Origin of the sequence: Microvirga sp. Mcv34 (genome assembly GCF_024519725.1) — a bacterium.
Taxonomy (GTDB): Bacteria; Pseudomonadota; Alphaproteobacteria; order Rhizobiales; family Beijerinckiaceae; genus Microvirga.
This window is the reverse complement of the sequence record NZ_JALJRK010000035.1, coordinates 27,081-52,330: the sequence shown is the minus strand read 5'-3', so window position 1 is coordinate 52,330 and position 25,250 is coordinate 27,081. Positions and strand designations below refer to the sequence as shown.

The following is a 25,250-nucleotide window of genomic DNA, read 5'->3' as shown; positions in this document are numbered from 1 at the left end:
ATTCTTCGGCGCTCGGACCAGCCGCGCCTTGATCCAAATCATATCACGGTTACGAGCATGCTGCTGAGGGGATCGGCCGTCTAGCCGCGTCTGTCGATCATCGGCTCTGGAACGGAACAGCCACGGTTCCGTTCATTCCATGGTCTCACACTCTCCCCCTGTCGATCCCATGGCAAACCTTCTTCGCATCCTTCTCGCCATCCTGCTCCCGCCGGTCGGCGTCTTCTTCACAGTCGGTCTGGGCGGGCAGTTCTGGCTCAATATCCTCCTGACGATCCTGGGCTATATTCCCGGTATCGTTCATGCGGTCTGGATCATCGCGCGGCGGACGCGTTGAGATTGGCGAAGGATGAGCCGAGGAAAGAGGAGGCGCGATCCTCCTCATGGAACTCAGCTTTCTGCTTTGGTGGACATCTTCTTCGAGCGGCGAACCGGATCCACTTCGCCGAATATTCCCTCAGCGACGCCATTGTCCGATCACCCGATCCGCCCGGCCGTGCCGCGGTCGCTCCCGGTGCAAGCCATATCCACCGCGCGAATAATATCGGTTTCCATAGTACCGGTTGCCGTAGTGGCGGTTACGATAATAGCGGTTCGGCGCATACCGGTAAGCGCGATAGGACCGCCCGTAACGGTGACGCGGAGGGACATGGGCTTTGCGACGCACGGTCCGAGCCCTCTCATAAGTGACGCCGCCCGGCCCATACCAGCCGGCGCCATAAGGACCGTTCACCATGCCATTGCGCCACGTGCCGGTGCTCTCGCCGGCCTGTGCGGGAAGCGAGGCCAGCGTAGCCGAGCCCGAAAGGGCCAGGGCCAGAACACAGGTCTTCAGGATACGCGAAGAAAACATTGCACTCTCCGGCAGGTTACGGTCGTGGACAACGTTCCCATGTTGGACAGCGTTCCGAACCAAGCCTGAGCGATCGGTGCAAGGCACCCGAAGCGTGGATGAACATCGCCGGGCGATGCGGTCCGGCATCCGTATGGTGCTGCGGCGCACGTGACGCGATGGAAAACATGAACGGAGAGGCGCGAGGAACGTTCATCCCTTGCGTATGGCATTGCAGCACGCATGACCGAAAGACCAGGCCCGATGACCGTTCTCGACCCCATCTCCGGCAAGCTGGTCGCCATCGACCCGCAGGCAAAGCCACGCGACGCGCACGGGACCGATCTCCCTGACGATGCCCGCTCACAGCCCCGGCAGGACGCATCCGTCGACTGCGAACTGGAGCCTCGCTACGGAACTCGGCGGCGGGAAGAGCCTGAGGATTGATAGCCTAGAAGTGGGATGGCGCACCCGACACGATTCGAACGTGTGACCTTTGCCTTCGGAGGGCAACGCTCTATCCAGCTGAGCTACGGGTGCTTGAGGCGATGGGCCTGTTTCTTCCCTACCCGATTACGAGCGGCAGGGCAACCTCTGCCGATAGGTGAGAGCGGCCGTCTCCTTCTCAAGACGGCCGCTGTGGGTCCTTTCAATTCTTATGCTGGAAACCAGACAGGTTCGACGTCCGGAAAACAGGACCCATCTTTTGCTAGGCCTCGTCCGTTGCCGCCCGGTGCCGCGAGAAGTAGCCGACGGCGAGCACCAGGGCGGCTCCGACGATGGCGATGGGGATTTCCGCCTTGTGGCTGAGTTCCTGGCCGAGTTGCCCGACCAGCCATGGGTCGGAGATCAGCATCTCCCCGGCCACCCAGCCGAGAAGGGCGGCGCCGGCCCAGACGAGCAGGGGAAATCGGTCCAGGAGCGCCATGATGAGGGCGGCGCCGGCCACGATGAGCGGAATGGAGATGGCGAGGCCTATGGCGAGCAGCACAGTGGAATCCTGCGCCACGGCGGCGATGGCCAGGACATTGTCGAGGCTCATGACGGCGTCGGCGACCACGACGGTCCAGACCGCATGCCAGAGGCGATCGGTTTCCTTCACGCCGCCCTCGTCATCGTCGCCGTGCAGGAGCTTCACGGCGATCCAGAGCAGGAGAAGTCCGCCGACGATCTTCAGGAAGGGCGTCGTCAGGAGGGCCGCCACGACGATGGTGAAGACGATGCGCAGGCCCACCGCGACACCGGCGCCGAGCACCATGCCGATGCGCCGCTTGTCTTCCGGCAGGCCGCGACAGGCCAGCGCGATGACGACGGCATTGTCTCCGGACAGGATGATGTTGATCCAGACGATGCCGAGAAGTTTGAGGATTTGGGGAAAAAGGTCTTCCATCATGGGGAACTTGATTGGCCGTTCGAAACGAACAGCGACCGGAGCTTGCCTGGAAGGCGACCATGGCCGATATGAAGGCCCGGCCCTGCCGTTCAAAGGCGCTCGCGGAGACAGGATAAGGCGCCGTTTTGGGCGCGCGACACGATCGGCCCGCAGCCTTCGAGGCTACGCTTCTGGCCAAACTCAACTCACTTCAGAGGCGCGGAGGCCCCGTCGCATGCAGGAATCCCAGAAGAGAGACGGCGCCGGATCGCGGCGGGCCGAGATGGATGCCCTGCCCCGTCGAGCTATGCGAGCGGCAGGCGATGGCTGAAGCCAGGATCGCATCGGATCCGCCCGTGCCGTCCTTCCACGGGCAGGGACAGGCTTCCCCGTCCGCTTCGCCCCCATCGGTCAAGCCCGCGAGCGAGAGGGTTTCCTCGAACTGGATGAGAAAGGACGCGCCGGAATTGGCCTGGTCGATGGCCGGCAGCCACGCAAGCAGGATCAGCCCGAGCAGTGCCTGCACGAAGGGATGTGGAATGCGGGGTCGGGCCAATGCTCTGTCCATTCGAGCGAAAGGGCTCCCAAGCGGCGAACCTCCCCTCCCTAACCCGTCCGGAGGCCAAAGGGCAACCTGAGCAGGCGTATTCGCCTTTGCGTTCGATGCCTTAGTTCGAAATAGACATTGTGCAGGCGGCCGATCGTGCCTCACCATTTCGTCCTGGCGACTCGCTCAAGGTTGCTTTCCATAGGAGAGCTCAATGGCAGCCCCTGACGATCCCGTTTCCATACTCCGCGAAACCTATGCCCGCTGGGTCGACACCAAAGGCGGCGATTGCGAATGCTGGATGGACATCATTGCCGACGATGTCTCTCTCGGCTCGCTGGCCGAGGGCTCGCCGGAAGTCCCGTTCACCATGCGCCGGAGCAGCAAGTCCGGCGTGCGCGCCTATCTGGAAGACCTCATGCGCGATTGGGAGATGATCTCCCACAGCATGAACGAGTTCATCGCTCAGGACGACCGGGTGGCCGTGGTCGGGCGGGCCGTCTGGCGTCACAAGGGGACGGGCAAGGTGGCGGATACCCGGAAGGTCGACATCTGGCGCTTCCACAACGGCAAGGCGGTCGATTTCGAGGAATTCTACGACACGGCCGGGCTTATCGCGGCCGCGACGCCATAGGCGTCAGCCCCGTCCGACAGCTCACGCTCCCGCAGGCGGCAGGAGAAGGGCGAGATCGGCCTCGCCGAGCAGGCGGTATTGTCCCGGTCCGAGATCCTCCGGCAGGGCCAGGCCGCCGATCCGGTCGCGATGCAGGGCCGAGACATGGTTGCCGACAGCCGCGAACATGCGTCGGACCTGGTGATAGCGGCCCTCCGTCAGGGTCAGGTAGGCGCTTGTCTCGGAAATCACCTCCATTTGGGCCGGCAGGAGCGGCTTGTCCTCGCTCTCGAGCATCAGCGTCCCGGATGCGAAGATCTCCGCCTCGTCGCCGCGCAGGGGACGGTCGAGATCGACCCGGTAGCGTTTGGAGATGTTGGCGCGGGGCGAGATGACCCGGTGCAGCAGGCTGCCGTCATCCGTCATGAGCAGCAGCCCCGACGTGTCCTTGTCGAGGCGGCCGATGGTCGAGATCGCCGGGTCGCGCCGACGCCACCGATCCGGGAGCAGCCCATAGACCAGGGGACCGGCTTCCTTGTGCGAGCAGGTGACGCCCAGCGGCTTGTGCAGCATCAGGGCGAGGCCGGGCGGCGGATCGAGCGGCTTGCCCTGGATGCGCATCCTCTCCGACAGGTCGCGCGTCACGGCGATGCGTTGGTCTGCATCCTCGACTTCGGACCCGTCCAGGGTGACGAGACCCGCATTGACCAGGGATTGCACCTCGCGGCGCGAGCCGTAGCCCATATTGGCGAGGAGCCGATCGAGGCGAAGCGTCGGGACCTTGCTCATTTGACGGCCTCATAGATCTTGTAGCCGCTCGCCTCGACCTTTGGCGTCACGCGCTTGAACAGGCTCTTCAGCACGGCTTCATAGGGCAGATGGCGGTTGGCGACGAGCCAGAGGACGCCGCCCGGCCGGAGGGCCTCGGCAGCCCGGCGGATGAACGCCTGGCCGAGACTCTGGTCCTCGGCGCCGCCGTCATGGAAAGGCGGGTTCATCACGGCGAAATCGAGCCCCTTCAGCCCGGTGCCGCTGCGGATATCGGCCCAGCGCAGCTCCGCCCGCGGGTCGTCGATGTTGCGCCCTGCCATGTCCACGGCGCGACGGTCGATATCGATCATGGCGAGGTGCTCGACCTTGGGCGACGTCAGGATCGTGCGGGCGAGGATCCCGAGGCCGCAGCCGAAATCCGCCCCACGCCCGCTCAAGGCAGGCAGGGTCTGCTCCAGCAGGGCACTGCCGGGATCGATACGGTTCCAGCTGAAGATTCCCGGCCAGGTCCAGAGACCCAAGCCGTCATCGAGGCGGGGCCCGCCTTCGGCCAGGGCTTGGTCGAGGCCCGCGGGAAGGGCTGGCCGCGTACAAGCGCAGATGCGGTGATGGCGGCGTGAGGTTTCGGCAACGTCGCAGCCGAACGCCTTGAGCTCCTTGGCGATCCGCGAGCCGCCCTTGTCCTTGGGCGCGAGGACCGTCAGGGCTCCATCGGGCGCGAGAGCCCGCAAGGCCAGGGCGATGGTATAGCGCCGCTCCACGGTGCCGTGCGGGGCCAGCACGACCATGGTGCCGAGAGCCCCCTCCTCCTGCTCTTCCAGACGTCTGGAACCGGGAATCAAGGGCGAGAACTGAAGCGCCCCTTCCGGGGTCTCGGCCAGCTCCGCCGGTGGCGTGCCATAGACGCCGCTTGGTTGTGTATCTTGCAAAGTGATTGAGCCCACGCTGAACGCAGGCGTTCTTATTATGCTGTGATCGGGAAGGTAAGTCTCAATGGCCCTGTCGGGCCTGCTTTATCCCGGCCGCGCGAATTTCCGATTCACCAACCGCGCGCTGGGCGCCGCTCAGGGTATCGCGGATCCGATAGCCCAGCTCGCCGCTGCTGTTCTCCGGCATCAGGCGAACGATCTCATAGGTCCCGCTCGTGCGATCGGCGAAATGGGCGGCAGCGGCATGCACGAGCTGGCCCATGGTGTATTTGTGGCTCACGGAAATCTCCTTTCCGGAAAAAGCAAAAAGCCGCCCTTCAAGGGCGGCTTTGCGAGGCGGCACGGAGGCCGGGCCTGTTCCAAAGGCTATTACGCCGTTTGGATGTTGTTGACGGCGACCTTGCCGGAGCGACGGTCCTCAGCGGTGTCGAAGGACACCTTCTGGCCTTCGCGCAGGCCGCGGATGCCGGCGCGCTCGAGCGCGGTGGCGTGGACGAACACGTCCTTGCTGCCGTCGTCCGGCTGGATGAAGCCGAAGCCTTTTTGATCGTTGTAGAACTTCACGGTGCCCGAAATCATGGGAATATCCTTGGTAGGCTTGTATGCACGTGAGCACGGGGCATGCGGAAGCACGCCCACACTCGGGTTCGTCGATGTTTGGGAAGAGTGTCTGAACGTGCGCCTGGAAGGCCAAGGCGTAACGGCCCGATTGTCCGGCCAAATGTCGATGACCCTCATGTAATGCCGACTTGCGGCGAATACAAGGCAGTCAGCCGGAAAAGCGGACGACCTTCGCATCTTCCGCAAGGGCAATCCCGTAGGCAAGGGCTTGACCCTCGCTTTCGGGACGGTCCGCTTCAGTACTTCAGCCGCAGCGCCTGAACGCTCGCGCCGCCGTCGGCGCAGTAGATCCGGGCCCGGGGGCAATAGGAGACGTAGGCCGTCGTCGGGCAATAGGTCTGCATGAAACTCTCGTCGATGGCACAGGTCACATGCACGCGATAGAAGCCCTGCGGGCCGCTCGGCATATCGTGCAGCACCGAATAGCCCAGTCCCTGATCGGCCAGCCGGGCGATGGCGCGGTCGGGCTGGATGCGGGTGGTGGTGTAACGGGACACCGTCGCCATGTCGGCCGCCTGGGCTGCCGGCCCCACCAGACCGGTCGCCAGTGCGATCCCTATTAAAACCTGCTTCATGCTGCGCCTCGCTGCCGTTTTCCGAAAGACCGGCTCGCTCCGCTCGGGACCGGCGGGAGGAACCTCTCGAGGATAATGCAAAGCTGTCGCCCGGGATCCATCGGGGCGCCTCTACGAAAGGTTAACCACGCTCCCCGCCCCCGATCGGACTTTAAGCAACCGGTAGGATCTTGTGCCCGATAAACGCGGCCAGTTGTTTAAGCGTAAACCGACCAGGATCCCATGCATCACATCCATCTTGCTGAGGGTATGCGGCTTCGTTTTCCGGCACGGAGCGCCGATTTCGATCAGGGCGTCGAGATCGGCATCGTGGCCGCACTGATGAGCCAGGATCTGACGGAATTCTCCCGCAGGATCTCGAACGAAAACCTCGGTCAGGTGCGGGCCTTGGTGGAGCAGTTCGGCTACCGCCTCGTCGAGGGCCAGGCGGACGGGGAGTTCGTGGAGCTCAATTTCTACAGCCGCACGGCGCGCCCGCGCCTGCGCGTCGTCCACTCGGGGTCCTGACCGGATCAGGCGGCGAACTTCCTCTGCATGGCGCGGATGCGCTCGCGATAAGCCGTGTAGAAGCCACTCATGCAGATGAGGCCGGCACCCGTGATCGTCCAGGAATCCGGCAGCGATCCGAACACTAGGTAGCCGAGCGTTCCCGCCCAGATCAGCTGGACATAGGAGAACGGCGCGATCAGCGAGGCGTTGCCATGGCGATAGGCCATGACCACGAACCAATGGCCGATGGCGAACAGGACGCCCATGCACAGGCCCAGCGCGATCTCGCTTCCGTTCGGCGTCACCCAGTGGAAAGGCATGAGCGCGCTCAGAACGATGCTGCCGACCGAGGCTGAATAGGCGAGCGTCGTGAGCGCGTGGTCGCCGGTGATCTTGCGGGTTACCACGGCACCGACCGCCCAACTCGACGCGCTGACGATCGGCAGGAAGGCCGCGTGCTGGAAGGAGCCCGTTCCAGGCCGTACGACGATCATCACCCCTATCAAGCCGATCGCGGCGGCCGTCCAGCGCCGCCAGCCGACGGTCTCTCCCAAGAACAGCACCGACAGGCCCATGATCAGGATAGGCGAGACGAAGAAGATCGCGGTCGCATCGGCCACGGGCAGATGAGGCAGGCTCTGGATGAACATGATGGAGGAGCCCACCATGCCAAAGCCCCTGATCACCTGGAGGCCGGGCCGCTGGGAGCGGAACAGGGCGGGACCGCCCTTGATCAGCACGACGGGAATGATGACGAGCGCGAAGGTGACGTAACGCATCCAGGCCACTTCCGCCGGCGGCAGGGTGGAGGCGAGCTGCTTGGTGATGACGTCCGCCACGGAAAACACGACCGTGGAGGCGATCAGGAACAGGATGCCCCGCAGCGGAGAGGCAAGCACGCCGGGCGTTGCTGGCGCCTCGTTTTCCCGAGCAGCGGGGGCGGAGGTCATGACGAGCTCAAAAAATGAGGCTCGCACGACGATGCGGCGAGCCTGAGGGTCTCAAAGAGAGGAGGTAATGTGAAATACATAAAATACTGTTTCCTCCGCAGGAGAAGTGCAAAGACGGCACAGGGTCCATGCTTTCAATGAATGGATTGCTTTGTCGACTGGCTTACACTTGCGCCCTAAGCATACTGGCCTCGAAGCCGGCCCGGATCTTGGGCCAGCCGGTCAGGACCTGCTTCGACGGCAGGCGCGGAACGGATTCATGCTGAAGCCACTGCCCGAGACACCAAGCCGCCTGGTGAGCGGAACGCCTGCCTTTCGCCGATTGAACTTGGCTTTGTTCGCCGCCGGCTTCTCGACCTTCGCCATCCTCTACTGCGTTCAGCCCCTGCTCCCGGAATTCTCGCAGGAATTCCAGGTCAGCGCGGCGGTCAGCAGCCTATCTCTGTCGCTCTCGACGGGCCTTCTCGCGGTGGCCATGCTTGTGGCGGGCTCCCTGTCGGAGGTCTGGGGACGCAAGCCCGTCATGGTGGCCTCGCTGTTCGCCTCGGCGTTCCTGACCCTCTTGTCCGCCGCGGCCCCGAACTGGACCAGCCTGCTCCTCGCCCGCATGGCCATCGGCATCACCCTGAGCGGCCTTCCCGCCGTCGCGATGGCCTATGTGAGCGAGGAAGTGGACACGAAATCCATCGGCCTCGCCATGGGGCTGTTCATCGGCGGCAATGCGGTCGGCGGCATGGCGGGGCGGATCATCAGCGGCGTTCTGACGGATCTCGGTTCCTGGCGCATCGCCATCGGGCTGATCGGCGCCATAGGCTTGGCCTCGGCCTTCGCGGCTTGGCGGAGCCTGCCGACCTCGGCTCATTTTCATCCCCGCCCGGCCCGTCCAGGGCCGTTGCTGCGCTCCTTCGGCGAACACCTGCAGGATCCCGGGCTGCGCGCCCTGTTCGCGGAGGCTTTCCTCCTCATGGGCGGGTTCGTGACGATCTACAATTATCTCGGCTATCGCCTGACCGAAGCGCCTTATTCTCTAAGCCAATCGGCCATCGGGGCGATCTTCTCCGCCTACCTGATCGGAACCTTGAGCTCGGCCTGGATCGGAGAGCTGGCCGGTCGCCTGGGCCGCAGGCGGGTCCTGTGGGCCATGATCGCCATCATGCTCGCCGGTGTGGCGCTCACGCTCTTCCATCACCTTGCGCTTATCCTGGCCGGGATCGTGGCCGTTACATTCGGCTTTTTCGGGGCCCATTCCATCGCCAGCAGCTGGGTCGGCAACCGGGCTCTCGGGGCGAAAGCCCAGGCCTCGGCACTTTATCTGTTCTGCTACTATCTCGGCTCCAGTGCCGTCGGCACGCTCGGCGGCGTGTTCTGGACCCATGGCGGCTGGCCCGGAGTCTCGGCGCTCGTAGCCCTCCTGCTGATCGCGGCGCTCGCACTGGCCTTTCGACTGATGGTTCTTGCCCCAAGGGAAGCCAAGCAGCCTCTCGGGCAATAAAAACTCCGTCCTAGCCAAGCAATCCCGCTGCAGGTTGTTTACGTCCAGTTCAGCGACGACATGCCTTAGCGGACGATCTATATAGATTAACTGAATATGCCCGCCGGATACTCAGGCTATACCCACTTCCTTCCAGCCAAATATATCGTCTTAATGTTGCCCCATTAGCCTTCATTTTGCAGCCCATCGATAACAATCACGGGAATGCATTGTGGATCAACGTAAGGTATCGCTCGCACTCGCTAGTCTGTTCATCTCCGGATCGACGATTTTCTTACCTCAAGTCGCCTCTGCCGAACCGGCAGGATCTTCCGGTAAAGTGATTCAGAGCGGCCGCGCTTCCTGGTATGGGCCAGGTTTCCATGGCCGGCGGACCGCGAGCGGCGAAACCTTCAACACCAACGACTTGACCGCCGCCCACCGCACCCTGCCCTTCGGCACGAAGGTGCGGGTCGTGAACAAGAAGACTGGCAGGTCAGTGGTGGTTCGTATCAACGACCGTGGTCCCTACGCCCACGGACGTGTCATCGACCTGTCGAAGGCCTCCGCACAGGCGATCGGGATCTCCGGCGTCGCCTCAGTGGACGTCGCCCAGCTTTGAAGACCGGCCCTCGGGCCCGCCATTTATTTCATGACGTTTTTATTTGACGCCTAACCATTGCCACCCGCCCCGGCGACACCTTTGCCGGGGCGGATCATGGAACCGACAAGCCTTTTACCCGCTTTTCCCCGGTCCCTTTCTCTCAAGAAGAGGCCTTTTGGAACGCATGCAGATCGGCCGGTCGCTGACATCGATAACCGCCCTCCTGACGCTGACGGCGGCTGTCTCCTCCATGGCTGCCGCGCAGACGGGTCGGACCTGGGTGGATCCGCCGGCCCAGATCGGACCGGCGACGCCCCCGCCGCCTGCTGCCCAGGCCCCGCAGCCCGAAAGTCCTCCACAGCAGGCCGCGACTCCGGCTCCCGCACCGCCGGCCCCGCCTGCGCAGACAGCCCAGCCACAGGAACCTGTCGTGAAACCCGAGGCGCCGAGTGCGGCTCGGACCGAGCCGCCGCCCGCGCCCAAGCCTTCGGCGCCGGCCGTCGCCGCACAGCCGTCCAAGGAGCCTGAGGGGGACAAGCGGTCCGCCCGGGCCTCGGCCGCGCGGGACTTCGCCGTCGAGTATCTCGAATCCTGGTCCGCCGCGAACGAGGTTGCCCTTGAGGCCACGGCCGAATTCTATGCGCCGCGCGTTCTCTTCCACGGGCGCGAGATGACCATGAAGCGGCTCTTCAACGAGAAACGCCGTTTCGCGAAGCGCTGGCCGGAGCGCGACTATCGCGCGCGCCGGGATGCCATCGGGGCCACCTGCAACCCGCCGGGCGAAGTCTGCACGGTGCATGCGGTGTTCGACTTCAAGGCGTCGAGCCCCAAGCGGCGGCGCGTCTCGCAGGGTACCGGCGCCCTTCAGCTCATTGTAAACTTCATCGGCGACAGGCCGGTCATTGTCGCGGAACACAGCACGCTGCTCGGACAGGAGCGCAGAGGAAGTCTTGCCCAGGAGGGTGTCTCGCATGATTGACGATTCCACCACGCCGGATTCCAACGTCGATCCGCGCCGCAACTGGGCCCGGATGCGCGAGAGGATGCGCGAGGTCATCCATGCGGAGCTCGACAGGATCCATCCCACGGACGATGCGCGCCGCGCCCTCGAACTCATCATCGAATCCTCCGTTCGCCCGTCCGAGGAGAACGGCGGGCTGAAGCTCACCATCATCGATCACGACGGCAAGACACGGACGATCGAGAAGAACGGTCACACGGAGGAGTTCACGCTTCAGGACCTCCTGGACGAGCTGCGCATCAAATACCCGGTGCTCTTCCGGCCGGCGAAGCCCGATGCGGCGGCACTCGCCCCGGAGGACGAGACGCCTCCGCCGCGCGAGACACCGAAGCGCGATTGGCTGAACGTCGATGCCGAACCGTCCCGCCCCGTCGAGGACGGTGCCGCCATCCCGACGGATCACGATGCGAAACCGACGCTGCCGGAACGGGCGCGCGGCGCGTTCGAGACCCTGAAGACGTCCGCCGCGCCCGAGCCCGAAGAGCGGACCGAGGACCCCTTCATTCCCATCGTCGACGAGGATGAGCGGGGCGTCTTCGGCGAAACGCCCCGGCGCTCCTGGGCGCGGCCGGCCGTCGCCCTCGCGGCGGTATCATTCCTCGCGCTCCTTGGCGTCGGAGCCTTCCTGTTCCGGGGCCACGATGCGCCGGCCCCGCAAGCTCGCGCCACGGCGCCGGCCGCTGCCGGCCCGATCAAGGAGCCTGAGCCGGTCACGACGGGCTCGACGGCCCCCACGGGGACGCTGCGCGGCGTGCCCGACGTGATCGATACGGCGACTCTGTCGCTGAACGGCGAGGTTGTGCGCCTGTTCGGGGTCGAATGGGCGCCCGGCGCCGGCAAGCCCGAAGACCTGACTCAGTATCTCAACGGACGCGAAGTGGCCTGCGACCCGGTGGGCGGGAACGACGTCTACCGGTGCCAGGTCGGCAGCCAGGACCTGTCCCGCGTGGTGCTGTTCAACGGCGGCGGCCGCCCGACCGACGATGCGACGCCCGAGCTCAAGGCTGCGGCCCAAAAGGCCCGCGAGGCGAAGATCGGCGTCTGGAGCAAGCAGCAGCCATGAGAAAGCCGCCCCGGCATCGGCCAGGGCGGCTCATCCTTGATGGCACCGCATGTCAGATGCGGATTTCGGCCGGACCGGGAATCTCGACCTCGATCTCGAGGGTCGAGATGTCGGCGTCCCGGTTCATCTTCACCTGAACGTTGTCCTGCTCCACCATGACGTGGCGTCGGACGACGGCCAGGATCTCCTCCCGCAGCTGCGCCACGAGGTCGGGCTTGCCCCCGACGATGCCGCGCTCGTGCGCCAGCAGGATCTGCAGGCGCTCCCTCGCGACGGGCGCGGAGGTGCGCCGGTTGAAGAAACTCAGAAGGTTCATGCAGCTCTCCGTCCGAACAGCTTGCCGAACAATCCCTTCTTGTCGGTGGGGACGGTCAGTTCGACGGTTTCGCCCTTGAGGCGGCGCACCGCGTCGAAATAGGCGCGGCCCGGAGCGCTGGCAGGATTGTTCAGCGTCACCGGCGAGCCCACGTTCGAGGCGCGCAGCACTTCTTCGCTCTCGGGGATGATGCCGATCAGCGGGATCGAGAGGATCTCCAGAACATCCTCGACCTTCAGCATCTCGCCGCGTTCGGCGCGGGCCGGGTCGTAGCGGGTGAGCAGCAGGTGCTTCTCGATGCGCTCGCCCTTCTCGGCCCGTTCCGTCTTGGAATCGAGCAGGCCGATGATGCGGTCGGAATCGCGCACGGAGGAGACTTCAGGATTCGTCACGACGACGGCGACGTCCGCGTGGCGCATGGCCATCGTGGCGCCGCGCTCGATGCCGGCCGGGCTGTCGCAGATGATCCAGTCGAATTTCTGGCGCAGCTCATCGAGCACGCGGGCGACGCCCTCCTCGGTCAGCGCATCCTTGTCGCGGGTCTGCGAGGCGGGCAGCAGGGAGAGGTTCTCGAGCCGCTTGTCGCGGATGAGCGCCTGGTTGAGCTTGGCGTCGCCCTGTACCACGTTGATGAGATCGAACACCACGCGGCGCTCGGCGCCCATCACGAGATCCAGATTGCGCAGGCCGACGTCGAAGTCGATGACGACGACCTTGTCGCCGCCATGCGCCAGGGCCGCGCCCAGAGCCGCCGAAGACGTTGTCTTGCCAACGCCACCCTTGCCGGAAGTTACGACCAAGACTTTGGCCATTGTTGCCCTCTTTCTCTCAATCCATTGTCTTCAGGATGATCGAGTCGCCATCCAGGTTCACTTGCACAGGCTGACCGAGGAACTTGCCCCCCAGGTCGTCAGCGGTCTTGTAGAGCCCATCGATCGCAATCAATTCGGCTTCGAATTTGCGGCAGAAGATGCGCGCGCGGCCATTGCCCGTGCAGCCGGCGATGGCGCGTCCGCGCAAGGAACCGTAGACGTGGATCGAGCCGCCCGCCACGATTTCGGAACCCGACGCGACGGAGCCCAGGACCGTCACGTCGCCTTCCGGGTGCAGGATCGACTGGCCCGAACGCACGGAGCCTTCGATGAGCAGCGACTTCTCCGGCACGGGCGCATCGCCGAACGGCGCTGCGGTCGCGGCGACCGCCGCATTGGCGGCGTCCGGTACGTCGATCTCGCCCGTCGGCTTCCCGCCGGCGATCTGCGGCGGCATGTCGGCGTCGACGTTCTCGGGAGCGGCGCCCTCCAGGCCGATGATGCGGATGTTGCGCATCTTGAAGGCAGCCAGGAGGAATTTCAGCTCGGACTTTGAAGGCTTCAACGACGAGACATCGGCAATGATGGGTCGTCCGGTGAAAAACCCGGGCGACCGCTCGGACACGGCATCGAGATCTTCGAGCCAGTCCCTCAGCGGCACTTCGGGCGCGAGGACCAGGGCCATGAAGGACCTGCCACGGAAGCGAAGAGACGGACGGGTGCGAACGGCAATGGTCACGGGAGTTCAGATTCCTTTAATACCCCATGATTTCGACCGCTTATGGTTAACGGACCGTTAAAGCGGTGAGCGGCCGCTAACAATTTTCGCGTGTCCGAATCGGCGCAACCATTGGCATCCGGTGCGAGAAGACGCCGACGGTCGGATAAGAAATTGAACTTCTTCAAGGAATATAAAGATAAAACCTATTCCTAATTGAGTATTTTCTATCCCTTCTTGAGTAGTAATCCGTCCTCAAAACTCAATTGACCGAAGCGGACAGGAGCCTACGATGAACTTTCCTTCGTTTTTGTTTCACCGTTTCTTAGAGCGATTTTACACCGATCAGTACGACCGCACAGCGATCGGATCGACAACAGTCGCAAGGCTCATCCAGGGGAGGATGAAGAATGTCGGGTCGAGTGAATGCCTGTTCTTCGTTGATTGGATTTGTCCGCCGTTTGTCTCTTCAGGTCGTTTTTGTCGCAGCCGCCCTCGTGTCGGTCCAGGTCGCGGCTTCGGCCCAGAATGCGCCGGCCTCCAGCCCGGCCCGCGCCAATGCGGGCACGCTCGGGGTGATCTCCGGCGGTGCGGACGGCACTTATATCCGCATCGCTGCCGACCTCGCCAACGTGCTCGACGGGGACGACCTTCGCGTGCTGCCCATGATCGGCCGCGGCTCGCTGCAGAACCTGCGCGACATCATGTTCCTGCGCGGCGTCGACATCGGCATCGTGCAGATGGATGCGCGCGAGCAGCTCAAGGCCGAGAACCTCCAGAACGACGCGGTGCGGCGCCTGCGCTACATCACCCGCCTCTATAACGAGGAGGTCCATATCATCGCCGACCGGGCGATCACCGATATCCGGCAGCTCGACGGCAAGAAGGTCAATATCGACAAGGCCGGCAGCGGCACCAACCTGACCGCGCGACTGATCTTCGACAAGCTCGGGATCAAGCCGGACGTGACCACCTTCGACCAGGCCTCGTCCTATGCGAAGCTGAAATCCGGCGAGATCCAGGCGGCCGTCTATGTGGCCGGCCGGCCGGTCCGCGCCATCGCCGAATTCCAGACGGACGGGCGCTTCCACCTGCTGTCGATCCCGTTCGAGGGCGAGATCGCGGAAAGCTATTTCCCGGCCCGCCTGGCGAATGCCGATTACCCGCAGCTCGTCGACAACGACAAGCCGGTCGACACCCTGGCCGTCGGTAGCCTGCTCGCGGTGTTCAACTGGCCCGAAAACTCCGACCGCTACAATCGCGTCAAGCGCTTCGTCGATGCGTTCTTCTCCCGGTTCGACGAATTCCTGCAGCCGGGACGGCATCCGAAATGGAAGGAGGTCAACCTCGCGGCCGACGTGCCCGGCTGGGAGCGCGTGAAGCCCGCGCAGGACTGGCTCGACCGTGCGGCGGCGGCCGCCAAGCCGACCGCCGAAGGCAAGAGCTTCGAGAGCTTCATGAAGAGCAGGGGCATCGACGTCTCGGCCGAGCAGCGCGAGGTGCTGTTCCGGGAATTCCTTGCCTGGCAGAGCGACCGGCAGCGATCCGCCCGGCGCGTGACGCGGCAGGACTGACGATCCAGACGGGACCGAGTCCGAAGGCTTTTTCACGTGCCTTCGGCGACCATTGAAGGAGGTCCGACATGGTTGGGCACGCCACACCTGGACTGAAGCGTTTGACCGTGGAGCTGCTGACCACGGGCCTGATTGCCGCCGCGCTCGTTGGACCAGCCGTCGCGCAGATCTCTCCAGCCGGCAGCGCTCCCGCAAGCGCCGCATCCCGACCGGCGGAAGCAGACGATCTTCGCACGCTCCTGCCCCTTCTTCTCACCTCGCCGGATCGGAAGCGCCTTGCGGCGGAGCTTGAAGCATCCATGCGGGCCGGGGATCCGAAAAAGGCCGAGAGCAGCCTCAATGCGGCGATCGAAGTCGGCACCCTTGCGATCGTTCTCATCGACCGGCTGAACGATCCGAACCTCGTGACTGCCCTGCAGAATCTCGGAATTCGGGGCAATGACGAGCAGACGCCTGAGCCGCCCGCTCCGACGGAGGCGGCAACCACCGAGACTCCAGCCGGCGAGACCTGCGCGGCTCCCCTCGTGGCGGATGCGGCGAATCTCGCCGACATGCAGCAGGCCCTGGATCAGGAGCGGGCCAGGAGCGGTACGCTCTCGCAAACACTGGCCAGCCTGACGCAGGAGCGCGATCACCTCGCGGAACGCCTGGAGACGGAAACGAACTCGCAAGCGCTCGCAGGGTCGGAGATGCGGCAGGCCCTGCAGCGGGAGCAGGACCAAAGCCAGGCCGCCATCGGCGAACTGGAGAGGCTTCGGGAGGAGAACCGGGTTCTTCGGGCCGCCAGGGAGCAGGACAAGACGGCAGAGACCTCGAACGCGATCGAGCGGGACGCGCTCCTGCGGCGGGCGCGCGAGCGGGGCAATGAGGCCGAGCGCAGATTGGCCGAGGCCGAGGCGGAACTGCGCGATCTGCGCGCCTTCAAGGACGAGAGGATGGCCTCCGACACGTCCCGGGTCGCGGAATTGAAGAGAGCCTTGGCCGTGGCCGAGCAGCGCGACGACATGCTGACCCGGGAACTGCTGGAGACGGATGGCGAACTGCGCGCCCTTCAGGAGCCCCAACGTCCAAGCGCGACACCTGTGGTGTTCCGCCTCGCCGCGGCAGGCGCGGAACTTCCCTTCGGTTCCCCGCAGGAGGATGCGCCTGCTCCGGAGGTAAAAGCCGCGGTCGCGGCTCCCGGCAGCGCGCTGCCGGAGGCGACCTCCGCCCTCCCCCTATCGAAGGATCCGGCTCCCGTCGTGGTCGCGGCTTTGCCCGAAGCCATTCAGCCGTTGCCGCTCGGCACGGCAGGCATGGTGCCCACGAAGATCGAAATACCATCCGGCGCCGAGCCCAAGGTGAGCGCGCCCGCGGAGGCTCCCAGAGGCGACGACCGCCTGACATCCCGCGCGGAGGAACTCTTCCGCAAGGGCGACGTAAGCGGAGCGAGGCTTCTGTTCGAGCGGGCCTTGGACGGCGGCCATGCCCGTGCGGCCTTCCTGCTGGCGGAAACCTACGACCCGAACGTGCTGTCCAGGCTGGGCGTCCGGGGGATCCGCGGCGATGCCGCCAAGGCGCGTGACTATTATGCGCGAGCCCGTGCCATGGGCATCGCGCAGGCGGGCGAACGGCTGGAAGCGTTGAAGTAGAAGTTTAGAACGGCACCCACTCGCCGCCTTCGGTCAGGGAATCCACGGCGCGTTCCAGCGCCGTGCCGGCATCGAGCAGCTGCTGGGCCGTCTGCTGGATCTGCAGCGCCGGGCCGGGCAGCCCGGCCACGTGCTCGGTCAGTTCCCTGACCCGCTCGATCATCTCGATCAGGTCGGCGGCGAGCGCGGCCCTCTCCTCTGCCTCGGCGACAGGGGGGCGTCCTTGCTTCAGGCGCGGAGCGAGGGGGATCACGTTCGACATGCTTTGAAAATCTTCTTTTGTTCCGCCGAGGGCAATGGACGAACCGGGCGCGATCCACAGCAATCCGCAGCCTTAGCGGCTGCCACGCTTCCTGGCGACGGCTTTTTTGCCCATCCGGGCCTAGAGGATTTCCCGGACGCGCCCGTTGATTCCAGCATAGTGGAGTGATTTTCTAGTTTAATGGAAAATGCTTCCGCCCTTCACCTCCATCTCGCCGCCCGTTTGCGCGACCTGCGCGCAGAAAGCGGCATGACCATGGACGGGCTGTCCGAGCGCACCGGCGTGAGCCGCTCCATGATTTCCCTGATCGAGCGCGGCGAGAGCAGTCCGACGGCGGCCGTGCTCGACAAGCTGGCCGCAGGCCTGGGCGTAACCCTGGCATCCCTGTTCGCCGAACGCGACAGCCGGGAGGCCGCTCCGCTCGCGCGCCGGGCCGAGCAGCGCGTCTGGCGCGATCCGGACAGCGGCTACCTGCGCCGCAACCTGTCCGCTCCCGGCTTCCCCTCGCCCATCGAACTCGTCGAGGTGATCCTGCCGCCCGGTGCTCGCGTGGCCTACGACACCGGCCACCGCGCCTCCGTGGTCCATCAGCAGATCTGGATCGTCGAGGGCGCGATCGAGCTCACCCTGGGCGAGGAGACCTATCGGCTGGACGCTGGCGACTGCCTGTCTATGCGCCTCGACCGGCCGACCCTGTTCCGCAATCAAACCGAGCGGCCCGCCCGCTATCTGGTGGCGCTCGCCACCGATGCCCGTGGCGGCACCGGCTCTCCACGCTGAGGAATGCCATGAACGAACCGATCGCCATCCGCTCCCTCTCGCTCCTCGAAGCCAGCGAGCAGGTCGGCGCCCTCTCGGCCGTCTTGATTGATTGCGTCGAGGGCGGCGCCTCGGTCAGCTTCATGTCGCCGCTGACGCGGGAGAGAGCCGACGACTTCTGGCAGGGCGTCGCGGAAGGCGTCGGCCGAGGCGAGCGCATCCTTCTCGTCGCCCAGGAGGAGCCGGGCGGACGGATCGTCGGGACCGTGCAGGTGGTGCTCAGGCAGCCGGAGAACCAACCCCATCGGGCCGACATCGCCAAGATGCTCGTCCACGGCCGGGCCCGGAAGCGCGGGATCGGCGCGGCCCTGATGAAGGCCGCCGAAGATGCCGCCCTGGCGGCCGGCAAGACCGTTCTCGTGCTCGATACGGTGACGGGCGGCGACGCGGAACGCCTCTACGAGCGCGCCGGCTGGACGAGGTCCGGCATCATTCCGAACTATGCCCTCTGGCCGAAGGGCGGGTTCTGCGACACGACCGTGTTCTACAAGCAGCTTTCGCCGATCTAATCGCACGGAGACGGGAGGGTTGGAGCTGTTTCCACGGGCGTGGAATCAGCTCTCTTCTTTGTTTGATCGTATTTCTTGACGCTGAACCGGATCCACTTCGCCGGAAAATACTCTAGACATTGGCCTAATGGGCTTCCATGCGCACGCCGTGCTATGGCCGGGCCTCCTCAACTGTCCTGCGTCCTGTTCCTGTCAGATCGAAAATCATGGATCTCTCCACTGCGGCGCTTCTCGCCGCCTCGGGCCTCGCGGCCGGCCTCGTCAACGCGATCGCGGGCGGCGGCACCTTCTTCACCTTCTCGGCCCTCGTGGCCGCGGGCCTCCCGCCCGTCGTCGCCAATGCCACGAGCGCGGTCGCGGTCACGCCCGCCAACCTGGCAAGCGCCTGGGCCTACCGGCGGGAACTCGCGGCGAATGTGAAGCGCTTCGCTGCCCTCGGCATCGTCAGCCTCATCGGCGGCGTGATCGGCGCCTACATCCTCACCGTCACCAACAACGACGCGTTCCGCAAGCTTGTGCCGTGGCTTCTGCTGTTCGCGACCCTGCTCTTCGCCGCGAGCCCGAAGATCGTAGCGCTCGCCCGCAAGATCGGTAAGCAGGAAGGACATCACCCGTCCAACAAGGCGTGGGCGGCAGGACTCGCGTTCCAGACATGTGTCGCCATCTATGGCGGCTTCTTCGGAGCGGGCATGGGCATCGTCATGCTGGCCGCGCTCGCGATCACCGAGGGCGACGACTTCCACCTGATCAACTCCGCCAAGCATCTGTGCTCCACGCTGATCCAGCTCGTCGCCGTGATCCTGTTCATCGCAGCCGGCCTCGTGAGCTGGCCCGAGACCATGATCGTCGGCGCGGCTTCCGTGATCGGCGGCTATCTCGGCGTCGTGTTCGGCAGACGCCTGCCCGCGAGCGTGATCCGCTGGCTGGTCATTGCGGTCGGAGCGGCACTGACACTGTATTTCTTTATCCGTTGAATTCGATAACCATATTCGAAATAGCGCGCGATCGGGCCGCTTTTTGAGCACGGCTGCCCGATTCACGCCACAACCATGCTCCTTCCTGCGAGCCCGATTCTCAACGCTCGCAAAAAAGGAAATGCTTGTGGCCGATTCCCAAAACTTCACAGGACAGGACGGAACGCAATCGGTAAGCGCTCTCGGCCTGCGCTGGGCCGCGCTGCGCGGCATGCTGAACTCGCCGCTGATCACGGCCGAGGAGCAGCGCCCGCTTCGAGACGAGCTGCTGCGCGAGCTTTCTGCCATCGAGCAGGATTTCAGCGATCTGCCGTCGCGTAGCACGATGGAGATCTCCGCCAAACTCGACATCGCGAAATCGGCGTTGCGCGAGCGCATTCACGGCGGCGAGGCGTGGCTGGTCGACCTGATCGAGAGCATCCAGTCGGATCTCCACAGCGTCGCCCACAAGCCGGCATCAGCAACGACGGCGACGACCGGCCGCTCGCCGGCCAATCTCAGCCGCCCGCAGCAGCAGCGTTCCGAGGAGACCGGCAGCCCGTCGAGCACGACGTCCTCCACCGGCTCGGACACGGCTACATCATCGGCGGCGTGATCATAAAAAGAACGCCGCGCTCGATCAATTCGGGCGCGGCGTCGACGCGTGGCGATAAGAGCTAGACGAGCCCCGGATCGATGGTGCTCTTCCTCTCGAGCCATGCGGGAACCGGCAGGTTCTTCGAGCGCAGGAAATCCGGGTTGAAGAGCTTGGACTGATAGCGCGTGCCGTAATCGCACAGGATCGTCACGATGGTATGCCCCGGACCGAGATGCCGGGCGAGGCGGATCGCCCCCGCCACGTTGATGCCCGAGGATCCGCCCAGGCACAGCCCTTCATGCTCCAGCAGATCGAAGATGACCGGCAGCGCCTCCTCGTCCGGAATCTGGAACGCGACGTCGATGGGCGCATCGACCAGGTTGGCCGTGATGCGGCCCTGGCCGATGCCTTCCGTGATCGACGAACCGGAGGATTTCAGCTCGCCGGTCGTATAGTAGCTGTAGAGCGCGGCTCCCATCGGATCGGCGAGGCCGATGGCGATCTTCGGTTTGCGCTCTTTCAGGGCCATGCCGACGCCCGCGAGCGTACCGCCGGTGCCGACCGCGCAGATGAAGCCGTCGACCCTGCCCTCCGTCTGTTCCCAGATCTCCGGTCCCGTCGTCTCGATATGCGCCTTCCGGTTCGCCACGTTGTCAAATTGGTTGGCCCAGATCGCCCCGTTCGGCTCGGACGCCGCGAGACGCTCCGCCAGCCGGCCCGAGACCTTCACGTAGTTGTTGGGATTGGCGTAGGGCACGGCCGGGACCTCGATCAGCTCGGCACCGGCGAGCCGCAGCATGTCTTTCTTCTCCTGGCTCTGCGTCTCCGGGATCACGATCACGGTCCGGAACCCGAGCGCGTTGGCCACGAGCGCCAGGCCGATGCCGGTGTTGCCCGCCGTTCCCTCGACGATCACGCCGCCCGGGCGCAACGCTCCCCGCTTCACCGCATCCTGGATAATGAACAGGGCGGCCCGGTCCTTCACAGACTGGCCGGGATTCATGAACTCGGCCTTGCCCAAAATGGTGCATCCGGTCAGTTCGGAGGCACGGCGGAGCTTGATCAGGGGCGTGTTGCCGATGGCGGCGGGGACGTCGGGCTGGATGGTCATGGCGCCTAGCTTCTGGTTCCGGGAAGAGATCGGCGGATAGAAGAACCGGGTGTACGCCATCCGGCGGGATTCTTCACGGCCGATATTCACATCTACACATGTGATTAAAAATCAAAATACATCTCTTGACGTTCTTTATATCGAACCACATTGTGTGGTGGCAAGGGCCTCAGGCTCCTGGAACACAATTCATCTCACGAAAGCTCAGGAGCGACCATGTCCAGCTCTGCCGTAGCTTCGCCTCTTTCCGCCGGAAACCGTGCAAGCTTGACCATCAACACCCCGGCCTCCCTGGCGGCGGCCGCCGGCATCATCGGCGGCGCGGCCCTTCTGGGCGCCGCCATCAACCCGAAGCAGGCCGCGCTCTATGTTCTCGGCGCGGCGCTCGGCCTCGTGCTCTATCACGCGGCCTTCGGCTTCACCTCCGCCTGGCGGGTTTTCATCGCGGATCGCCGCGGCGAGGGTCTGAGGGCCCAGATGGTGATGCTGGCGATCGCCTCCATCCTGTTCTTCCCGGTCCTGGCCTCCGGGACCCTGTTCGGCCAGCCGGTCTCCGGCAATGTCTCGCCGGCGGGCCTCGGGGTGGTCGTCGGCGCCTTCCTCTTCGGCATCGGCATGCAGATGGGCGGAGGCTGCGCGTCGGGCACGCTCTACACGGTCGGCGGCGGCTCCACCCGCATGCTGATCACGCTCGCGGCCTTCATCGCCGGATCCGCCATCGGGGCGGCGCACCTGCACTGGTGGACGGCGCTGCCGAGCCTGCCCAAGATTTCGATCATCGAGCTGTGGGGCCCCTGGACGGCGCTCGCCGTGCAGCTTGCGGTGTTCGCCGCCATCGCGGCGGTGACCGTGGTGCTCGAGAAGCGCCGCCACGGCCAACTGATCGAACCTGCTTCCTCCCCACGCCAGGGTCTCGCCCGCTTCACGCGCGGTCCCTGGCCGCTGGTGGCCGGCGCGGTCGCCCTGGCCCTGTTGAACTTCGTGACGCTCTACCTCGCCGGCCGTCCCTGGGGCGTGACCTCCGCCTTCGCCCTCTGGGGCTCGAAGATCGCGGCTGCCATCGGCTTCGACGTGGCGAGCTGGCCCTATTGGTCGAGCCCGGCCAGCCGGGCTGCGCTCGAGGGCAGCATCTTCAACGACATCACCACGGTGATGAATTTCGGCATCATCCTCGGGGCGCTGTTCGCCGCTTCCCTGGCTGGCCGCTTCGCCCCCACCTGGAAGGTGCCGCTGCGCTCCGCCGTCGCGGCCATCGTGGGCGGCCTGCTGCTCGGCTACGGCGCACGCCTCGCCTATGGCTGCAACATCGGGGCCTATTTCTCCGGCATTGCGTCCGGCAGCTTCCACGGTTGGGTCTGGCTCGTGGCAGCCTTCGCCGGCAACGTCTTCGGTACGCGCCTGCGCCCCCTCTTCGGCCTGGAAGTGGAACGCGTGAAGCTCACCGGCTGCTGAACAGCCAAGGGGCTGAGATCGATCTCAGCCCCTGTCGGACAGGTCAGGCTGCTTGATGGCCAGGATCAGGTCGCCCAGGGCCTTGAAATCGTCCTTGCGGGTCGAGCTGCGCCGCCAAGCCAGCCCGACTTTGCGCATGGGCGCGTCATCGGGAAACTCGATGAGGGCGACCCGCCGCCGGTCGACTTCGGTCTGGGCGCAGAGTTCGGGAAGCAGCGTGATGCCATGGCCCGCCGCCACCATCTGCATGATGGTGGTGAGCGACGCGGCGGCGAGCGCCTTGCGGGACTGCATATTGGCGATGTGGCAGAACTGCAGGGCTTGATCCCGCAGGCAATGCCCTTCCTCCAGGAGAAGCAGGCGCTCGCGCTCCATGCGGGCGCGCAGATCGCCGCCCGTCCAGCCCTTCGCGGCCTTGCTCTGCACGGCGATGAGAAAGCGATCGTCGAACAGCGCCATGGTCTCCACCTGCGGCTGCGGGATCGGCAATGCGAGAAGGGCCGCGTCGAGATCGCCCCTGACCAGCTCCTCGACGAGCGCCCCCGTCTGCGTCTCGCGGATCTGAAGGTCGAGGGCCGGGTAGTGCCGTGCCACCGCGGTGAGGATCGCCGGCAGGAGATAGGGGGCGATCGACGGGATGATCCCGAGGCGGAGCGGCCCGGTCAGGACGCCCTGCTGCTGGTGCGCGTAATCCGACAAGTCCCGCACCTGGTTCAGGATCGCCTCGGCCCGCTGAGCGATGTCCTGTCCGGCCGGCGTGATCGCCACCGCATTACCCCGCCGCTCGACGAGCGCGATGCCGAGTTCCCGCTCCAGCTCCTTGATCTGCATGGACAGGGCCGGCTGCGTGACGGCGCATTGGTCGGCCGCCATGCCGAAATGCCTCGTGCGCGCAAGGGTTTCGAAATAGCGGAGCTGTCGAAGGGTGATCATGATGCCGATAAGAATATCTGATCGCGCCGTGCAATCAATTCAATTGGACCTTATCGCTTCTCCCCGGCATGGTGCGCGGCACTCAATGGGGACGACCATGACAACAACAACCATGACCACGACGGCGGGGGCGCCGATTGCAGATAACCAGAACAGCCTGTCGGCCGGAGCCCGCGGCCCGCTGCTGCTCCAGGACTACCAACTGATCGAGAAGCTGGCGCATCAGAACCGGGAGCGCATTCCCGAGCGCGTGGTCCACGCCAAGGGTTCGGCCGCCTACGGCACCCTGACCATCACCAACGACATCACGCCATATTCCAAGGCGAAGGTCTTCTCCGAGGTCGGCAAGCAGACGGAGGTGTTCCTGCGCTTTTCCACCGTAGCCGGCGAGCGCGGCGCGGCCGACGCGGAGCGCGACGTGCGCGGCTTCGCCCTGAAGGTCTACACGGAAGAAGGCAACTGGGACATCGTCGGCAACAACACGCCGGTATTCTTCGTGCGTGACCCGGTGAAGTTCCCCGACTTCATCCGCACGCAGAAGCGTCATCCCGCGACGAACCTGCGCTCAACGACCGCCATGTGGGATTTCTGGTCGCTCAGCCCCGAGAGCCTGCATCAGGTGACGATCCTGTTCTCAGATCGCGGCCTGCCGCAGGGCTACCGCTTCATGCACGGCTTCGGCTCGCACACCTATTCGTTCATCAACGAGGCCGGTGAGCGCTTCTGGGTGAAGTTCCACTTCAAGTCCATGCAGGGCATCAGGACCTGGACGAACCGCGAGGCCGAGGCCGTGGTGGCCAAGGACCGCGAGAGCGCCCAGCGCGATCTCTACGAAGCCATTGAGTGCGGCGAGTTCCCGCGCTGGAAATTCTGCGTCCAGATCATGCCCGAGACGGATGCGGAGAAGACCTCCTACAACCCCTTCGACGTCACCAAGGTGTGGCCGCATGCGGAGTATCCGCTGATCGAGGTCGGCATCCTCGAGCTCAACCGCAATGCCCAGCACTATTTCGCCGAGGTCGAGCAATCCTCGTTCTCGCCGTCGAACATCGTGCCCGGCATCGGCTTCTCGCCGGACAAGATGCTGCAGGGCCGCATCTTCGCCTATGCGGATGCGCACCGCTACCGCGTCGGCACCCATTACGAGGCGCTGCCGGTGAACCGTCCGCGCAGCGCCGTGAACCACTATCACGCGGACGGCCCGATGCTGTTCGACATCCCGAACCGCGGCGATGCCTATTATGAGCCGAACTCCTTCAACGGACCGGTTCAGACGCAGCGCGCCGCGGAGCCGCCGCTCAAGATCTCGGGCGATGCCGACCGCTACGATCACCGCGCCGGCAACGACGACTACAAGCAGCCGGGCGACCTGTTCCGTCTCATGACGCCGGACGAGCAGGACCGGCTCATGGACAACATCGCAGAAGCCATGCAGGGCGTGCCCGAGGCGATCGTGAAGCGCCAGATCGTCCACTTCTACCTCGCCGACAAGGCCTACGGTCTCGGCGTGGCGACCCGCATGGGCCTCAAGGGCGCCGTGATGATCCAGGCTGCGGAATAAGCGAATAAAAATCCGTAGGGGCAAAACGGAGCGGCCCGGGAGCGATCCCGGGCCGTTTTTGTTTCTGCAGTTTGCAGGACTGTCATTCCGGGGCGCCGGAGGCGAACCCGGAACCCATAAACACCACGTATGAGAATGGAGCA

The 25,250-nt window shown here is 64.9% G+C and carries 31 protein-coding genes and 1 tRNA gene; 16 read left to right on the top strand and 16 right to left on the bottom strand.

Annotated features, from left to right (window positions below; translation table 11 throughout):
- The first annotated feature begins 169 nt into the window (after positions 1-169).
- Positions 170-337 carry a YqaE/Pmp3 family membrane protein gene (locus tag OC446_RS18075; protein WP_036371238.1) on the top strand — a complete coding sequence of 56 codons (168 nt, stop codon included), beginning with the start codon at positions 170-172 and terminating at the stop codon, positions 335-337.
- Positions 338-457: 120 nt separating this feature from the next.
- Here OC446_RS18075 and OC446_RS18070 read toward each other — a convergent pair whose 3' ends face one another.
- Positions 458-853, bottom strand: a complete 396-nt coding sequence (locus tag OC446_RS18070) for a hypothetical protein (RefSeq protein ID WP_262030410.1) — start codon at positions 851-853, stop codon at positions 458-460.
- Between the two features lie 222 nt (positions 854-1,075).
- Here OC446_RS18070 and OC446_RS18065 point away from each other — a divergent pair, with 222 nt between their 5' ends.
- Positions 1,076-1,279 carry a hypothetical protein gene (locus OC446_RS18065; RefSeq protein ID WP_262030409.1) on the top strand — a complete coding sequence of 68 codons (204 nt, stop codon included), beginning with the start codon at positions 1,076-1,078 and terminating at the stop codon, positions 1,277-1,279.
- A 16-nt stretch (positions 1,280-1,295) separates the two neighbouring features.
- Here OC446_RS18065 and OC446_RS18060 read toward each other — a convergent pair.
- From OC446_RS18060 to OC446_RS18050, 3 genes are all read right to left on the bottom strand, one after another.
- Positions 1,296-1,372: transfer RNA gene (locus OC446_RS18060), tRNA-Arg, on the bottom strand.
- 169 nt (positions 1,373-1,541) lie between these two features.
- Positions 1,542-2,222: a TerC family protein gene (locus OC446_RS18055; protein WP_262030422.1), complete on the bottom strand. Its 681-nt coding sequence runs from the start codon at positions 2,220-2,222 to the stop codon at positions 1,542-1,544.
- Positions 2,223-2,415: 193 nt separating this feature from the next.
- Positions 2,416-2,760, bottom strand: coding sequence for a hypothetical protein (locus OC446_RS18050; protein WP_262030408.1), 345 nt, complete (start codon positions 2,758-2,760; stop codon positions 2,416-2,418).
- A gap of 205 nt (positions 2,761-2,965) precedes the next feature.
- Here OC446_RS18050 and OC446_RS18045 point away from each other — a divergent pair, with 205 nt between their 5' ends.
- Positions 2,966-3,385: a nuclear transport factor 2 family protein gene (locus tag OC446_RS18045; protein WP_262030407.1), complete on the top strand. Its 420-nt coding sequence runs from the start codon at positions 2,966-2,968 to the stop codon at positions 3,383-3,385.
- A 21-nt stretch (positions 3,386-3,406) separates the two neighbouring features.
- Here OC446_RS18045 and OC446_RS18040 read toward each other — a convergent pair whose 3' ends face one another.
- The 5 genes from OC446_RS18040 to OC446_RS18020 form a co-directional block, all read right to left on the bottom strand.
- A complete protein-coding gene (locus OC446_RS18040) occupies positions 3,407-4,153 on the bottom strand; it encodes a pseudouridine synthase (RefSeq protein ID WP_262030406.1) in 747 nt (248 codons plus the stop codon).
- Entirely contained in the window at positions 4,150-5,070 is a 921-nt protein-coding gene (locus OC446_RS18035) for a class I SAM-dependent methyltransferase (protein WP_262030421.1), read from the bottom strand. The genes OC446_RS18040 and OC446_RS18035 overlap by 4 nt, the downstream gene beginning before the upstream one ends.
- A 55-nt stretch (positions 5,071-5,125) precedes the next feature.
- A complete protein-coding gene (locus OC446_RS18030; protein WP_262030405.1) occupies positions 5,126-5,344 on the bottom strand; it encodes a hypothetical protein in 219 nt (72 codons plus the stop codon).
- Between the two features lie 89 nt (positions 5,345-5,433).
- Complete coding sequence (locus OC446_RS18025) at positions 5,434-5,643, bottom strand: cold-shock protein (RefSeq protein WP_009763033.1); 210 nt, start codon at positions 5,641-5,643, stop codon at positions 5,434-5,436.
- Positions 5,644-5,921: 278 nt separating this feature from the next.
- Positions 5,922-6,260 carry a hypothetical protein gene (locus tag OC446_RS18020; protein WP_262030404.1) on the bottom strand — a complete coding sequence of 113 codons (339 nt, stop codon included), beginning with the start codon at positions 6,258-6,260 and terminating at the stop codon, positions 5,922-5,924.
- Positions 6,261-6,482: 222 nt separating this feature from the next.
- Here OC446_RS18020 and OC446_RS18015 point away from each other — a divergent pair, with 222 nt between their 5' ends.
- Positions 6,483-6,767 (top strand): hypothetical protein, encoded by a 285-nt coding sequence (locus OC446_RS18015; protein WP_262030403.1) that lies wholly within the window; start codon positions 6,483-6,485, stop codon positions 6,765-6,767.
- Between the two features lie 5 nt (positions 6,768-6,772).
- On the opposite strand, the gene OC446_RS18010 is transcribed toward OC446_RS18015, so the two are convergent.
- Positions 6,773-7,699, bottom strand: a complete 927-nt coding sequence (locus tag OC446_RS18010; RefSeq protein ID WP_262030402.1) for a DMT family transporter — start codon at positions 7,697-7,699, stop codon at positions 6,773-6,775.
- A 259-nt stretch (positions 7,700-7,958) separates the two neighbouring features.
- Here OC446_RS18010 and OC446_RS18005 point away from each other — a divergent pair, with 259 nt between their 5' ends.
- From OC446_RS18005 to OC446_RS17990, 4 genes are all read left to right on the top strand, one after another.
- On the top strand, positions 7,959-9,191 hold the full coding sequence (locus tag OC446_RS18005) for an MFS transporter (protein ID WP_262030401.1): 1,233 nt from the start codon (positions 7,959-7,961) through the stop codon (positions 9,189-9,191).
- A 268-nt stretch (positions 9,192-9,459) separates the two neighbouring features.
- Positions 9,460-9,792 carry a septal ring lytic transglycosylase RlpA family protein gene (locus OC446_RS18000; RefSeq protein WP_262030420.1) on the top strand — a complete coding sequence of 111 codons (333 nt, stop codon included), beginning with the start codon at positions 9,460-9,462 and terminating at the stop codon, positions 9,790-9,792.
- Between the two features lie 157 nt (positions 9,793-9,949).
- On the top strand, positions 9,950-10,753 hold the full coding sequence (locus tag OC446_RS17995) for a hypothetical protein (protein ID WP_262030400.1): 804 nt from the start codon (positions 9,950-9,952) through the stop codon (positions 10,751-10,753).
- Positions 10,746-11,858 carry a thermonuclease family protein gene (locus OC446_RS17990; RefSeq protein ID WP_262030399.1) on the top strand — a complete coding sequence of 371 codons (1,113 nt, stop codon included), beginning with the start codon at positions 10,746-10,748 and terminating at the stop codon, positions 11,856-11,858. The genes OC446_RS17995 and OC446_RS17990 overlap by 8 nt, the downstream gene beginning before the upstream one ends.
- A gap of 52 nt (positions 11,859-11,910) precedes the next feature.
- On the opposite strand, the gene minE is transcribed toward OC446_RS17990, so the two are convergent.
- From minE to minC, 3 genes are read right to left on the bottom strand one after another with little or no spacing between them, the layout of a single operon-like run.
- On the bottom strand, positions 11,911-12,174 hold the full coding sequence (gene minE, locus OC446_RS17985; RefSeq protein WP_262030398.1) for a cell division topological specificity factor MinE: 264 nt from the start codon (positions 12,172-12,174) through the stop codon (positions 11,911-11,913).
- A complete protein-coding gene (minD, locus tag OC446_RS17980) occupies positions 12,171-12,986 on the bottom strand; it encodes a septum site-determining protein MinD (protein ID WP_262030397.1) in 816 nt (271 codons plus the stop codon). The genes minE and minD overlap by 4 nt, the downstream gene beginning before the upstream one ends.
- A 16-nt stretch (positions 12,987-13,002) precedes the next feature.
- The gene (minC, locus tag OC446_RS17975) at positions 13,003-13,725 is read right to left on the bottom strand and encodes a septum site-determining protein MinC (protein WP_410055091.1); all 723 of its coding nucleotides are present in this window, start codon (positions 13,723-13,725) and stop codon (positions 13,003-13,005) included.
- Positions 13,726-14,165: 440 nt separating this feature from the next.
- On the opposite strand from minC, the gene OC446_RS17970 reads away from it, so the two are divergent.
- Together OC446_RS17970 and OC446_RS17965 are read left to right on the top strand one after the other, a co-directional pair.
- On the top strand, positions 14,166-15,278 hold the full coding sequence (locus OC446_RS17970) for a TAXI family TRAP transporter solute-binding subunit (protein ID WP_262030396.1): 1,113 nt from the start codon (positions 14,166-14,168) through the stop codon (positions 15,276-15,278).
- 68 nt (positions 15,279-15,346) lie between these two features.
- Positions 15,347-16,909, top strand: coding sequence for a hypothetical protein (locus tag OC446_RS17965; RefSeq protein ID WP_262030395.1), 1,563 nt, complete (start codon positions 15,347-15,349; stop codon positions 16,907-16,909).
- A gap of 4 nt (positions 16,910-16,913) precedes the next feature.
- Here the strand turns inward: OC446_RS17965 and OC446_RS17960 are convergent, their stop codons facing one another.
- Positions 16,914-17,171, bottom strand: coding sequence for a hypothetical protein (locus tag OC446_RS17960; RefSeq protein WP_262030394.1), 258 nt, complete (start codon positions 17,169-17,171; stop codon positions 16,914-16,916).
- A 180-nt stretch (positions 17,172-17,351) separates the two neighbouring features.
- Here OC446_RS17960 and OC446_RS17955 point away from each other — a divergent pair, with 180 nt between their 5' ends.
- The 4 genes from OC446_RS17955 to OC446_RS17940 all read left to right on the top strand — a co-directional run bounded on the left by OC446_RS17955 (position 17,352) and on the right by OC446_RS17940 (position 20,068).
- Positions 17,352-17,951, top strand: coding sequence for a helix-turn-helix domain-containing protein (locus OC446_RS17955; protein ID WP_262030393.1), 600 nt, complete (start codon positions 17,352-17,354; stop codon positions 17,949-17,951).
- Positions 17,952-17,959: 8 nt separating this feature from the next.
- Entirely contained in the window at positions 17,960-18,499 is a 540-nt protein-coding gene (locus OC446_RS17950; RefSeq protein WP_262030392.1) for a GNAT family N-acetyltransferase, read from the top strand.
- Positions 18,500-18,705: 206 nt separating this feature from the next.
- Entirely contained in the window at positions 18,706-19,473 is a 768-nt protein-coding gene (locus tag OC446_RS17945) for a sulfite exporter TauE/SafE family protein (protein ID WP_262030391.1), read from the top strand.
- A gap of 127 nt (positions 19,474-19,600) precedes the next feature.
- On the top strand, positions 19,601-20,068 hold the full coding sequence (locus OC446_RS17940; protein WP_262030390.1) for a hypothetical protein: 468 nt from the start codon (positions 19,601-19,603) through the stop codon (positions 20,066-20,068).
- Positions 20,069-20,129: 61 nt separating this feature from the next.
- On the opposite strand, the gene OC446_RS17935 is transcribed toward OC446_RS17940, so the two are convergent.
- Positions 20,130-21,161, bottom strand: coding sequence for a cysteine synthase A (locus OC446_RS17935; protein WP_262030418.1), 1,032 nt, complete (start codon positions 21,159-21,161; stop codon positions 20,130-20,132).
- Positions 21,162-21,377: 216 nt separating this feature from the next.
- Between OC446_RS17935 and OC446_RS17930 the strand changes: the two genes are divergently transcribed.
- The gene (locus OC446_RS17930) at positions 21,378-22,613 is read left to right on the top strand and encodes a YeeE/YedE family protein (RefSeq protein ID WP_262030389.1); all 1,236 of its coding nucleotides are present in this window, start codon (positions 21,378-21,380) and stop codon (positions 22,611-22,613) included.
- A 24-nt stretch (positions 22,614-22,637) separates the two neighbouring features.
- Here the strand turns inward: OC446_RS17930 and OC446_RS17925 are convergent, their stop codons facing one another.
- Positions 22,638-23,546: a LysR substrate-binding domain-containing protein gene (locus tag OC446_RS17925; RefSeq protein WP_262030388.1), complete on the bottom strand. Its 909-nt coding sequence runs from the start codon at positions 23,544-23,546 to the stop codon at positions 22,638-22,640.
- A gap of 97 nt (positions 23,547-23,643) precedes the next feature.
- Between OC446_RS17925 and OC446_RS17920 the strand changes: the two genes are divergently transcribed.
- Positions 23,644-25,107 carry a catalase gene (locus tag OC446_RS17920; RefSeq protein ID WP_262030387.1) on the top strand — a complete coding sequence of 488 codons (1,464 nt, stop codon included), beginning with the start codon at positions 23,644-23,646 and terminating at the stop codon, positions 25,105-25,107.
- Positions 25,108-25,250 lie beyond the last annotated feature (143 nt).